Origin of the sequence: Shewanella sp. AS1, from assembly GCF_021412565.1 — a bacterium.
GTDB lineage: Bacteria > Pseudomonadota > Gammaproteobacteria > Enterobacterales > Shewanellaceae > Shewanella.
In genome coordinates this window covers 280,472-292,655 of sequence record NZ_JAKCLJ010000004.1, presented here as the reverse complement: position 1 = coordinate 292,655, position 12,184 = coordinate 280,472, and the positions used below count along the sequence as shown (strand labels likewise).

The window sequence follows — 12,184 nt, the reverse complement described above, 5'->3', positions numbered from 1 at the left end:
TATGTGACGGGGTATTACAGTCAGCTGAGACCACATCAATATAACGGTGGGCTGACACCCAATGAGTCAGAGCGAAGATATTGGCTTGAATACAAAACCGTGGCCAATTTTAGTTGACCACTACAAACCAATACCGAAACAACTGCACTCAATACCGAACAGCAAAACGCGCTTCGATATTAAGCATAAGCAGCAAAATCGCTATGGCGGTGCACTAATAAAGCTGCAAAAAAGGGATGTCTGAAATAGAACGAATTCGCAAACAGTGGTAAGCAAATGGCTGGGAATTTCTTGCGCAAAACGCCGTGAAATCATCCATGATGGCTCACTCGCCGCATCCATGCGGCAAATGTTTGCTCCAGAAACACCCTGCCATCTCCAAATGCTACGCAAAAACGTTCACAATCAAGCCCTTGGTGACCACTATCCTTTAGGCTAATAATAGGAAAAAGCCATCAAGACCAAAGAAAATAGCCCCATCGAAACGGTATATGATGCTGATAGCTACCATGACCATCCAAGGTGAGTGCATACGTGCTCTTTGTAAAACTGTTGTAGCAAGTGGATGGGAATTTCTTGCGCAAAACGCCGTGAAATCATCCATGATGGCTCACCCGCCGCATCCATGCGGCAAATGTTTTCTCCAGAAACACCCAGCCACCTCCAAATTATGCGTAAAAACATTCACAATCCCGCCCCTGGTGACCATTAACCTTCAGGCAAAAACAGGCAAAGGCTATCAAGACTAAAGAAATAGCCCCATCGAAACGGTTTCTACGACACACTGCTAGCAGATACTGAGCTTGCTTTTATATTTAGTTTTCAGAATTAACTTTCAGTTAGCTTTCAGATCTGGCAACAGCTTGATCCAAGTCATTAATATGAATGAATTAATAGCATTTACTGCTTGTTTATCGACCAAAAAACAGAGTAGTATAGTTTCATAAGTGATTTCACGGCTAATTTTTCACGACTGTTTTTTAAACGGCTACTTAAGGATGAGTAATGAACCCACAGCTATTTGCCGCCTATCTGGAAAGGGTGAGCAATAAGATCACCAATGCCTTCTTCGAGCCGCTTTCTTTCCCTTTCGGCACCCGCAGCAGCCAAATAACCGACCTGCTGTTGGTACTTCTTGCTTCGCCGATACATAAAGCACCTCCTTATTTGGAAGGTCTTTCAAGCTTGCAAGGTAAGCTACCTTGCAGGATCTCACTATTAAAATGTTAGAAGCATAAAGGATAGCTATGAGTAAGACTTCGAAATTTTGGCAGTTTGTCAGCGTCCTATTTGGATTGGTACTGATCTTCGGGGCCGGCTACCTCCTTTGGCTTGTTGCAGCCCGACTATTGACGTTCCTGGAAAGTGCCAACTCGTCAGTATCTGCGGCCATTGTTGGTGCAATGGCGACTGTTTTGGTAGGTGTTGGCGGAGCTCTTTACACACAATCTCAGATAAAAAAAAGAGAGATCGAAGAGGCGCATCGCTCAAGAAAAGTTGAGATATACAAGGATTTTTTGGACATAGCGGCCCGCATGATGGCTGAAGGTAACGAAAACGTTTCATTAAAACCACCTTCTCAACAAGAGCTTGTCGATTTCATGGTGGGGTTCAAAACGAACGTAGTTCTGTGGGGATCACCAAAGGTAATAAATGCCCAGCTAAACTTTCAAAAGATCTCTTCTGACGGCGGTCACGTTCTGAAGGCCGTTGACGAATTGTATAAGGCTATTCGAGAGGACATTGGTCTTAGCAATAAAGGGCTTGATAGACACCAACTTGTTAAGATGTACCTCAGCAATCCGGATGAAATGGATGAAATGAGCGCTTCTAACAAAGCATTGCAGCGGACAAGCCGCTGAATGCGGCGGTAAATTCAGGAAGAGAAATGTCAGAAATCACCAAAAATGTCACAGGCTCATTAATCAGCGCGATTGTCATCGCCTTGGTATTCGGTATCTGGAACGATTACATATACAAGAAAGATCGACTAACTGGATATTGGAAGGTTGAATACAAAACTGAGCAATCATCATACAAACCATACATTGGATTAAAAACAAACTATGAGTTCATTATTGGTCAGTCAGGAAACACAATAAATGGCATTGGAGAAAAAATATCGGAAGATTCAATCAACGGTGTTATTGAGTATAACGCTGAAAAAAGAGGTCATGTGGAACTCCAAGGTTCCGTAACGTATCGAGCATTCTCAAAAAATTCGTTAGACATAGTATATAAAGAAGAAGGCCTCAAAAGACCAAGTTCTACAATATTGAACTTAGTTATAGAGTCAAAAAATAAAATGTCAGGAACATTCATATCAACAATCGCATCATCAAAAGGTGTGGTAACTCTAACCAGAGTAAATGGAATTTAACAAGCGCCTTCACTCGGACTTCGACGTTATCGTGCCGCCCGGAAATGCTTATCGTTAAATTTTTCCCCTGCAACTCTCGCCGCTTTTCCGGCGAGAGTTGTTCCACCTACCTCCATAATGACTTAGCCTTAAAAATCACCATTTCATTCTCGATAACACAAATCTGCTATTAATAATCAGGCTAAGTTTCCTTTGTCCTGCCGCTATCCGTATAATGATCGCCACGATTTTGATACCTGATAGCGAGGCCCTGTGGCGCATACCTATATTCCACTGCAAGCATATAAACGTAAATGGATTTTCAATCATAAGGATCTTCCGGTCAGTGAGGAGGATCAGGCGCTGATCAAACCTTTAGATCAGAAATCTTCTATGGAAGTTTGGAATAAGTGGATAAGCAATAAGAGCAGCCGCACCGAGCAGTTTACCAAGGGCGACTGGGCCGCCAAGGGCGATACCTGGATTGAGACAGATCATTGGCAGAGCGCCTGGGACAGTGAAGCCCCTGAGCTTCCCGAACTGCTGGCTAATCATATCGACTGGGCTGAGGATACCTTGGTCTATTTCTGCTACGAGAAATATCAGGTGATCGAGACACGTTGGGATGTTTTTGCCCGCAACTGGAAATGCTTTCTGTTTTTCGATGATGGCCCACTGTTGATCTCTCCCAAGAAAAAACAGGCGGTTCTGTTTCATCAGTCGGGACAATATCAGATAGGCCACCGCGGCTAGGCCAAGCCAACTATCTAAATAATCTAAACAAGACATAAGCAAGACTCAAACCAGCCAAGTTCCTTCTGAGCTGATTAAAATAATAACGAGGTACTATGAAACCGTTTATCCAAGCCACTTTGCTGGCAAGTTTATTGATTGGCAGCCAAGCCAGCGCCAGAACCGTCTCAGATGTTGAGGTAACAGAGCAGCTAAGCGTTGCAAATCAGACTCTGCAACTCAATGGCGCCGGAGTCCGTAGCAAGTTCTTTATGGATCTCTATGTCGGCAGCCTCTACACCCCAAGCCAGGTTTCAAACACTCAGGCCGTGCTGGATGCGGATATCGCCGCTATCCGCCTAAATATCACCTCAGGACTTATCACCTCAGATAAGATGCATGATGCCATTATCGAGGGCTTTGAGAGTGCCACCAATGACAACATGGCGCCGATCCAACCCGAGATAGATGCCTTTATGGCGCTGTTTACCGCAGAGATAGTCGAGGGCGACCAATTCACCTTTGAAGCGCAAAAAGGCCTTGGCGTTACCGCCTATAAGAATGGCGAGAAGCAAGCCACAATTGAGGGTGAAGCCTTCAGACAGGCGCTGCTCAATATATGGTTAGGCGATAAGCCAGCCCAAAAGAGCCTGAAAAAAGCCATGCTGGCGCTGTAATTCGATACAATCGTCAGAGACTAAAAAGCCAGGTCACAATAAGTCACCTGGCTTTTTTTATCTTGCTGCCACTTGGGCATTAATGCTAGAAATCGAATCCGATGGATAAACCCATTGCAAGCTGGTTATCCATATCCATATCCATATTTGGCTCGCTCAGTTCCAGTTCACTGTTAAAGTAGTAACCTAAGTAACCGTTGATCGTCAGTGCCGAGGTTGCATGCCAGCCAGCACGCACAAAACTCACAATATCGCTGATCTCCATAACGACATCATCGTCACGCACTAAGAAACGCTCTGTACGGCTAGAAGCCCCTACACCCACGTCGAAACGATCAGACATTTGATAACTCAGCTCCAATCCGCCGCCACCACTGAAACCGGCCGAGAATGGGTTACCCAGTCTGAGTTTATCTGTGATCTGCCAGCTTACAGATACGTAAGGCAGAATTCTCACCTCTTCAATGTCATTCAGATAGGCTAAGCCGAAGCCAATCATACTGCCATTATCTAGGCGCATCATAGCCGAACCCAATACGCCGTAACTCTGGGCGTTAGACGCAGACGTACCTTCGGCATAGGCATACTGCACCGTAGGTGCCACCATAAATACCCAGCGCGGGCTGAACACATAGCTCACGGCAACGCTGGCATTATATCTGTCTACTGTTGGCCAGGCGCCCAGATTATTAAACAGGGCCTGGTTCTTTTGTCCCCAGTCATAGTTGAGGCGATCATAACCGCCGCCAAGACTCACGGACCAGCGCTGGGTCAATGGAATAGTAGTGCGAGCCCTGAACATAAACTCATCACGCTGCAACTGCTGCTGAGTATTGTCGATATCCGCCTCTGAGGTGGTAACATAGGTCACACTGGCGCTGGTTGGAAAATGAAACTCAGCAGCCTGCAGATCGGATTGATATCCTAAATAGCTGACCAGTACGGATAAACCAATACCGCAAGATTTTGCAAAAAACTTCATATTTACTCCAATGTCGCCAAGTGGCTTGTCAACACCAAGATGCTCTCAATATCACACTAAGAAGATAGTTAATTATTCATAACGAATAGGTTTTAATAAAAAATATAAAAACAATTTTCAATTAAAATCATGACGTTATAAAAACAAATTTAAACATTTAATTTACTTTTATGCATAAAAAATCACTTAGTTTAGCTCAAGGTAAATTACTCAGCTAGATTAGCCGATCGAGTAAGTTTTTCAATATAATCCCCTCGCAAAACTTGACCAAAAAATCACCAACTGAGTGATGTAGTTCACACATCCAACTATTACTTAGTCAAACCAGTGTCATCCGAATGGGCTACAGCCAGAAAAGCTACATCGAACCTTATCGACACGTTTGCTATTCATATAAAGCAAGAAACAAAATTTAATCACAAAAAAACAACATTTTTCAGACAAAAAATCCATTGAAAAATAATGTGATAAACCATTATTTCCTGAAACAGATCCTAATAACCAAACTTTCTCATCTCAAAACTGACTTAAGTTTGTATCAAGTTGAACGATATAGATCTACATCAACCCTTTATTGTTTTCTTTTCGTTAATGTTAGCGCCATAACGAAAGAATAATGGATTATTACAATGAATTATAAACATTGGCCCATAGCTAAACAGATAGGTGTACTCTCCTTCATACTCACCCTGGTGGTATTTTGTGTACTCAGTAGCATCTCCTACATTACCGCATCAAATGTGCTGAAAGAGAAAGCCATGACAGCCATGCAGGCGCAGATGCAAAGCACCGCAAATTTAATTGAACTGGAATATGACAGTTTAGTGTCACTGGCTAAACGCAATGCCGATCTCCTACGTACACTCTACCCTGGCCATTTCACCCGTTTAGACAGCAAAATCACTGTAGCGGGTAAAGCCACACCTGAACTGCTACATGAAGAGAAACAGGTCAACAATGCCGTTGATATTGTTGATCACTTCTCCAGCCTCACAGGCGGCACTGCTACGGTATTTGTGCGCGATGGTGATGATTTTGTACGTATTGCCACCTCGCTCAAGAAAGCCGATGGCAGCCGCGCCTTAGGCACTAGCTTGGGACAGACTCACCCAGGCTACCCTGGATTAATTAAGGGCAAGGAATATGAAGGTTATGCCAAGCTGTTTGGCAAGGACTATATGACTGTCTATCGCCCCATTCGCGACAACAGTGGCGGCGTGATAGGTATTCTCTATATCGGCTTTGATATCTCAGACTCCCTTAGGGATCTGCAGCGCGCCGTGACGAATCTAGTACTGGAAGAGTCCGGTTACTTCACCTTAGTGAACAACGCTAATAATCAGATAATCTCGCAGCCCAGGCAAGAATCCGGCACAGTCATCACTTCAGCGATACTGGATGGACTCACCCCAGAACAGATCAAGCAACACAAGGGCGCCTGGCATTACAACAATGCCCAGGGCGATGCGATGTTTGCCCGCTCCCTTAGCATTCCAGGTTGGAACTGGACCCTGCTCGGGCAGACAAAAGAAGATGAATTAAATGAAGAGAGCCTTGAGCTGCTTGCCATTAACGCCGCAGTCGCCGTAGTTGGCATAGTTGTGATCACCCTGCTGCTCTCCTTATTGCTCATTAAAACCCTCAAGCCGCTGACCCTATTGCAAAAGCAATTAACCCAGCTGGGTGAAGGGGATCTGTCGCAGCAATTCGCTCAAACCTCAACTGCGAGTGAAAATGAAGTCGACAGTATCACTCGCAGCGCCGATCAGATGGCCTCTAACCTGAGAAACCTGATCCAGGCACTGCAGACCTCTGTTAATACGCTGGAAGCCCAGGCGAATAGCGCCCAGGAGATAGCCAGACTCAATGGTGAAGAGGCGCAATCCTTAATGAACCAAACAGATCAAATCGCCACAGCCATCGAAGAGATGTCGACCTCCATTCGCGATGTTGCCAACCATGCCAGCGAAGGCGCTAATAAGAGTCTGCAGGTCGATAATGCCTCTCGCGATGGCCATAACCAGTTGTTAATGGTGGTGCAAGGCTTAGGCACACTGAGTGAACAGTTAACCGCGAGTCACACCAGTGTCGAGGGTGTCAGTAAAGAGAGCGAAGCCATTAGCCAGGTCACAGAGGTGATCAACAGCATCGCCGAGCAAACCAACCTACTGGCGCTCAATGCCGCTATCGAGGCTGCCCGTGCCGGTGAGCAGGGACGCGGTTTTGCCGTGGTTGCCGATGAGGTCAGAACCCTGGCTCAGCGCACCCAAAAATCGATTTCAGAGATCAGCCACACCATCACCCAGCTACAATCCCAGATTAAAGTGACTGTCGAACAGATGAGTGAGAGTCACCAACTCGGTACTCAATCTGCTCATCAGGGTGAAGAAGCGGCGGGACAACTGGACAAGATCACCTTAAGCATAGGTGAGCTGGCAATCACCTCCAGTAGCATCGCCAGCGCCACAGAGCAGCAAAGCGCCGTGGCCGATGAAATCACCCGTAACCTACACAAGATCACCGAGCTTGCCAGAGAAGGTGAACAGCGCGCCGGCGACACTGTCGATGCAGCGCAGAGTCTGTCGGATCTGGCACTGGATATTAAGCAGAAAATCAGCGTGTTTAAGTCTTAAAGCTTGCTATGTTCTTGAACTAAAAAAGCCGCTTAATGCGGCTTTTTTGCTTATATGTCCCTGTAGTAGGACAACTATAGGTCTACTGTAGACCTAGCTTTTCTAGCACTTATTAGCAACGAACCCATTTACGCTTACTTTCCGCTGATCGTTGAATTTTTTTTGACTTAGTTAGCGCATTTATTGCCTTAGAAAAGTCAGCTTTAGATAAACCCAACTGCTTTTGCAGATTTGGGTCTAAAGCTTTTGGGGAACTTAGGGCTGAGAAAACCTTATCTTGCGGAGTATTGCTCTTTTTCGCTACAGCAGGCAATTGAATAACAGTATCGTCTTTGGTTCTGATACTAATTGAACTGGCACCCAGTTGTGTACATTGGAATTCAAAAGCAGATATCAAATTCTCATCGTTGCTATATAGCTCAAAATTAACAGTGCCAAACTGCTTTTTATCTAAGGCTGATAAAACTCTAGAAAGATAAGCAATGATGTAAAAATCAGCTTGATTGGCGCCCGATGGATAGTCAGAAAGATAGAGAAAAAGAGATTTCTCACAAACACTTTGCACCGCTTCTGATTTAGAGAATACAAACACTTTATCAACCGCGGTAGCTTTAACTTTTTCTATTTCCTTCAGACCAATATTTTCTGCATCCACAAATATCATTTTCATAAAATCACTAGCCTTCCCTTTGCTAAGCAAATTTTAAAGTTATACAAGCAATCGAACATTAGCAATAAATGTCCCGCATCTTAATCTCGGCTCCATGGACGCCCTCAGATAATGATTTAACGACACAAGCTCTCTTTGGAACAAAACTTATTGATTTTACTTCACGGAAAAAACACATAACGAAAAGAAATTGAGATAAGTTCCTATACCCTCTGAGATCAATGATTACATAGCCTGCGAGAATGTGCTTGCGGCGCATCGCAGCAGTGTTTGCACGTCAGGTGAGCTGTCGCATTAAGCATTATTAGCCATATCACTGGAGTATTAAGAAGCAAAAAGCCCCGCTTTGAGAGCCAAAGCGGGGCTTGTGTTATCGACAGCTAACTGCCTTAGGCAGGAGGGTTAGAGGATTAATCCTGCTCCTCTGCACTCCTATCCATGTTCTCAGTATTTTCCAACCACAAGGCGTTGATAATACCGAAAGAACAGGCCAGCAAAATGCCTAATATCCAAGCAAAATACCACATAATCCGGCTCCTTAGTAAAGTGACGACTTGTTATTTTCGATGAAGTTGCGGCTCAGACGACCAAACATCTTCAGGTAAGTCCATACTGTGTAGCTAAGTACGATAGGGACAAAAATCACTGCCGCAAAGGTCATCACAGTTAATGTCATCTGGCTTGCTGTCGCATCCCACATAGTCAGGCTCACATTCGGATCCAGTGACGATGGCATCACGAATGGGAACATAGCTGCGCCGCAGGTTAAAATAACCATGGCGACCGCCAGTGAGCTAAACAGGAAGGCGAAACCTGAGCGATCGAAGCGACTGGCCAGCAATGCCAGCAGCGGCATAATCACCCCAAGCACAGGGAACAACATGGTCACAGGATACTTGTCATAGTTGGCTAACCAGGCGCCCGCTTCTACAGCCACTGTCTTGGTGGTTGGATTCGAGGCGCCGTGAGTATCGATAGCCGAGGTGATCACATAACCGTCGATACCATTAGCTAACCAAATTCCCGCCAGGACGAACAGCACAGCCACCAGTGCAGCAAACACTTGAGTCGCTTTAGCGGCGCGAACCCTGAGTTCACCTTCGGTTTTCATCTGTAGCCAAGATGCACCTTGCATCATGATCATAGACACACTCACCAGACCTGCTAGCAATCCGAATGGATTAAGCAAGCCGAACAAGCCGCCATGATATGTGGCACGCAGGTACTCGTCGAAATTGAAAGGCACGCCTTGTAGCAAGTTACCGAAAGCCACGCCTATGATGAGTGGCGGCACAAAACCACCGACAAACAGTGCCCAGTCCCAGCTCTTACGCCACTTTGGATCTTCGATTTTAGAGCGGTAATCGAAACCAACGGGACGCAAGAAAAGCGCAAATAGCACCAGCATCATGGCGATATAGAAGCCAGAGAAAGAGACCGCATACACCATGGGCCAGGCGGCAAATAGCGCGCCACCGGCGGTGATCAGCCATACCTGATTACCATCCCAGTGCGGTGCAATCGAGTTAATCATAATACGGCGCTCGGTGTCATCCTTGCCTATGATAGGCAACAAGGCACCAACCCCCATATCGAAACCATCTGTCACTGCAAATCCGATGAATAGCACACCAATGAGTGCCCACCAGATGAATCTTAATATTTCATAATCAAACATAATCAGATCTCCGGCTTAAGCATCTAGCTTTTCAAAGTGATAACGCCCCGTCTTCAGACTGCTCGGTCCTTTGCGGGCAAACTTAATCATCAGGTACAGTTCGATGACAAGCAGAACAGTGTAGAACAGGGTGATTGAGGCGATACTGAACAGCAGATCATTCACAGTTAAGCTGGACGCCGACATAAAGGTGGGCAGCACCTCTGAGATAGTCCAAGGCTGACGCCCATATTCGGCAACAAACCAACCACACTCGATAGCGATCCACGGCAGTGGCAGGCTGTACAGCGCCGCTTTAAGCACCCAAGGTTTCTCTTCAATCTGATGACGCGTGCTTTGCCAGAAGGCGACTGCAAACACAAATAGCATTACTACGCCTAGGCCGACCATGATACGGAAGCTCCAGAACATAGGGGCAACCTTAGGAATAGAATCCTTAGCAGCCGCTTTAATCTGCTCCTCTGTGGCATCGACCACTTTGTCTGTATAACGCTTGAGCAATAAGCCGTAGCCTAAATCAACCTTAGCTTCTTCGAAGGCGGCGCGCAGTTCAGGGGTTTCATTACCGGCGCGCAGCTCGGTCAGCATGGCATAGGCCTGCATACCGTTACGGATCCGCTGCTCGTGGTCATCAATAAGATCGTGAATACCTGTCACCTGCTCATCGATAGAGCGGGTTGCAACTATCCCCATGGCATAAGGAATTTTCACCGCAAAATCGGTATGCATGGTTTCCTGATTCGGGAAACCAAAAGCGGTAAAGGCGGCTGGCGCAGGCTCTGTGTGCCACTCGGCTTCAATGGCCGCAAGCTTCACCCGCTGAACCTCACCCACCTTATAGCCTGACTCATCACCCAGTACGATAACCGACAGGATAGATGCCATACCGAAGCTTGCGGCAATAGCAAATGAGCGACGTGCAAATGGCAGGTCGCGTTTTTTCAGAATGTAGTAAGCACTGATTGCCAATACGAACATGGCACCAGCCACATATCCCGATGCCACTGTATGCACAAATTTCACTTGGGCAACCGGGTTAAACAGCACCTCGGCAAAACTGGTCATCTCCATGCGCATGGTTTCATAATTAAATACGCTACCGACAGGGTTTTGCATCCAACCGTTCGCCACCAAAATCCACAGTGCCGACATGTTAGAGCCCAGGGCGACCAACCAGGTGATGGCCAAGTGCTGACGCTTACTGAAACGATCCCAACCGAAGAAGAACATACCGACGAGTGTCGATTCGAGGAAGAAAGCCATCAAACCTTCAATGGCGAGGGGGGCGCCGAAGATATCACCCACATAATGGGAATAGTAAGACCAGTTAGTACCAAACTGGAACTCCATCGCCAGACCTGTGGAAACACCCAGGGCAAAGTTAATCCCAAACAGCTTACCCCAGAACTTGGTCATATCTTTATAGATCTGCTTATCTGTCATCACATAGAGTGATTCCATAATGGCCAGCAAGAATGCTAACCCCAAGGTCAGAGGAACAAACAGGAAGTGATACATAGCTGTCAGCGCAAACTGCAAACGCGAGAGCTCTACAACCTCTTCAACAATCATCATTGACTCCTTAGGTGGTGATCATTTCCCAAGTGTGAATATAGGGTCACTGAGAAACGCCTAAATTGGAATTTTATTATTAATAACCAGTTTGCTCGGCATAGGCCTCACAAAACGCCAAAAACTCACATTTCGTCCAACTTGCATCGAACAGCAGCTAAAACCAATACTTAACCATTAAATAAAAGACTTAAATCACGAAAAGCACAAGCGTGTGACTCACATCAAACACTATGCAAAACCAATCAAATTTAAACTTTTTTATCAGTCGCTTACATCATGTCTGTAAGAGTTTTACGTCGTATTTTATACCATCTCAATTTGACTCAAATCAATCAAACAAAACAGAAGCAAGCGGTTTTGCGGCCAAGCACACATTTCACACAATCACCGCATTGACACAGACTCAACGCAGTGTTAGGCAGCAGCATCAAGACACAAAAAACATAAATTAAACCCACATTAGCCAGATGCAAGCAATAAACCGCCAAAAATCACTAAAAAACAAAATTTAACAAAGAATATATAACAATACAAAAAAACAATACATGAAATAAAAACACTATAAAACAATAGCTTAATTACAAATTAAGCATACTATCTAAATAAAAATATAAAAATAGATTAGTTTTTATAATGAATAAATTACAATTTTTATCATTTGCCTGATTTTATCACCCAGACTAGAATGCGCTCGAATTTAGGAGATGACAGCCAAGATCCCATCGATTCTGGCTTGATTCAGCTCCGCTCACATCAACTATCACTGTGTGGAGATATTAGTATGACTCAATTATTCGAACGCTTAATCAAGCATTATCAGCCCGCTTTCGCCGAGCTATACAGCGCCAGAGAGCGCAAACCCAGCTAGTTAAGCAAAA

General features: G+C 45.3%; 12 protein-coding genes. 6 read left to right on the top strand and 6 right to left on the bottom strand.

What is annotated here, in order from left to right; all coding sequences use genetic code 11:
- Positions 1–430: 430 nt before the first annotated feature.
- On the bottom strand, positions 431–604 hold the full coding sequence (locus LZP69_RS08690; protein WP_234199889.1) for a hypothetical protein: 174 nt from the start codon (positions 602–604) through the stop codon (positions 431–433).
- Between the two features lie 401 nt (positions 605–1,005).
- On the opposite strand from LZP69_RS08690, the gene LZP69_RS08685 reads away from it, so the two are divergent.
- The 5 genes from LZP69_RS08685 to LZP69_RS08665 all read left to right on the top strand — a co-directional run bounded on the left by LZP69_RS08685 (position 1,006) and on the right by LZP69_RS08665 (position 3,768).
- A complete protein-coding gene (locus tag LZP69_RS08685) occupies positions 1,006–1,230 on the top strand; it encodes a hypothetical protein (RefSeq protein ID WP_234199888.1) in 225 nt (74 codons plus the stop codon).
- Positions 1,231–1,247: 17 nt separating this feature from the next.
- A complete protein-coding gene (locus LZP69_RS08680; protein WP_234199887.1) occupies positions 1,248–1,862 on the top strand; it encodes a hypothetical protein in 615 nt (204 codons plus the stop codon).
- Positions 1,863–1,888: 26 nt separating this feature from the next.
- Positions 1,889–2,380 (top strand): hypothetical protein, encoded by a 492-nt coding sequence (locus LZP69_RS08675; RefSeq protein WP_234199886.1) that lies wholly within the window; start codon positions 1,889–1,891, stop codon positions 2,378–2,380.
- A gap of 252 nt (positions 2,381–2,632) precedes the next feature.
- The gene (locus LZP69_RS08670; protein ID WP_234199885.1) at positions 2,633–3,112 is read left to right on the top strand and encodes a DUF2947 domain-containing protein; all 480 of its coding nucleotides are present in this window, start codon (positions 2,633–2,635) and stop codon (positions 3,110–3,112) included.
- Positions 3,113–3,207: 95 nt separating this feature from the next.
- Positions 3,208–3,768 carry a chalcone isomerase family protein gene (locus LZP69_RS08665; RefSeq protein ID WP_234199884.1) on the top strand — a complete coding sequence of 187 codons (561 nt, stop codon included), beginning with the start codon at positions 3,208–3,210 and terminating at the stop codon, positions 3,766–3,768.
- 85 nt (positions 3,769–3,853) lie between these two features.
- Here the strand turns inward: LZP69_RS08665 and LZP69_RS08660 are convergent, their stop codons facing one another.
- Entirely contained in the window at positions 3,854–4,750 is an 897-nt protein-coding gene (locus tag LZP69_RS08660; RefSeq protein ID WP_234199883.1) for a DUF6268 family outer membrane beta-barrel protein, read from the bottom strand.
- A gap of 629 nt (positions 4,751–5,379) precedes the next feature.
- Here LZP69_RS08660 and LZP69_RS08655 point away from each other — a divergent pair.
- A complete protein-coding gene (locus tag LZP69_RS08655) occupies positions 5,380–7,383 on the top strand; it encodes a methyl-accepting chemotaxis protein (protein WP_234199882.1) in 2,004 nt (667 codons plus the stop codon).
- Positions 7,384–7,495: 112 nt separating this feature from the next.
- Here LZP69_RS08655 and LZP69_RS08650 read toward each other — a convergent pair whose 3' ends face one another.
- From LZP69_RS08650 to LZP69_RS08635, 4 genes are all read right to left on the bottom strand, one after another.
- Entirely contained in the window at positions 7,496–8,053 is a 558-nt protein-coding gene (locus LZP69_RS08650; RefSeq protein ID WP_234199880.1) for a hypothetical protein, read from the bottom strand.
- A gap of 410 nt (positions 8,054–8,463) precedes the next feature.
- Complete coding sequence (gene cydX / locus LZP69_RS08645; RefSeq protein ID WP_234199878.1) at positions 8,464–8,580, bottom strand: cytochrome bd-I oxidase subunit CydX; 117 nt, start codon at positions 8,578–8,580, stop codon at positions 8,464–8,466.
- Positions 8,581–8,591: 11 nt separating this feature from the next.
- Positions 8,592–9,731, bottom strand: coding sequence for a cytochrome d ubiquinol oxidase subunit II (gene cydB, locus LZP69_RS08640; RefSeq protein ID WP_234199876.1), 1,140 nt, complete (start codon positions 9,729–9,731; stop codon positions 8,592–8,594).
- A 15-nt stretch (positions 9,732–9,746) separates the two neighbouring features.
- On the bottom strand, positions 9,747–11,303 hold the full coding sequence (locus LZP69_RS08635) for a cytochrome ubiquinol oxidase subunit I (protein ID WP_234199913.1): 1,557 nt from the start codon (positions 11,301–11,303) through the stop codon (positions 9,747–9,749).
- Positions 11,304–12,184 lie beyond the last annotated feature (881 nt).

What these genes read in the sequence shown, in the direction of transcription:
- LZP69_RS08635 (WP_234199913.1), bottom strand. Translation starts at nt 11,303, where the DNA reads ATGATTGTTGAAGAGGTTGTAGAGCTCTCGCGTTTGCAGTTTGCGCTG.
- LZP69_RS08685 (WP_234199888.1), top strand. Translation starts at nt 1,006, where the DNA reads ATGAACCCACAGCTATTTGCCGCCTATCTGGAAAGGGTGAGCAATAAG.
- LZP69_RS08680 (WP_234199887.1), top strand. Translation starts at nt 1,248, where the DNA reads ATGAGTAAGACTTCGAAATTTTGGCAGTTTGTCAGCGTCCTATTTGGA.
- LZP69_RS08650 (WP_234199880.1), bottom strand. Translation starts at nt 8,053, where the DNA reads ATGAAAATGATATTTGTGGATGCAGAAAATATTGGTCTGAAGGAAATA.
- cydB (WP_234199876.1), bottom strand. Translation starts at nt 9,731, where the DNA reads ATGTTTGATTATGAAATATTAAGATTCATCTGGTGGGCACTCATTGGT.
- cydX (WP_234199878.1), bottom strand. Translation starts at nt 8,580, where the DNA reads ATGTGGTATTTTGCTTGGATATTAGGCATTTTGCTGGCCTGTTCTTTC.
- LZP69_RS08675 (WP_234199886.1), top strand. Translation starts at nt 1,889, where the DNA reads ATGTCAGAAATCACCAAAAATGTCACAGGCTCATTAATCAGCGCGATT.
- LZP69_RS08655 (WP_234199882.1), top strand. Translation starts at nt 5,380, where the DNA reads ATGAATTATAAACATTGGCCCATAGCTAAACAGATAGGTGTACTCTCC.
- LZP69_RS08660 (WP_234199883.1), bottom strand. Translation starts at nt 4,750, where the DNA reads ATGAAGTTTTTTGCAAAATCTTGCGGTATTGGTTTATCCGTACTGGTC.
- LZP69_RS08690 (WP_234199889.1), bottom strand. Translation starts at nt 604, where the DNA reads ATGGATGATTTCACGGCGTTTTGCGCAAGAAATTCCCATCCACTTGCT.
- LZP69_RS08665 (WP_234199884.1), top strand. Translation starts at nt 3,208, where the DNA reads ATGAAACCGTTTATCCAAGCCACTTTGCTGGCAAGTTTATTGATTGGC.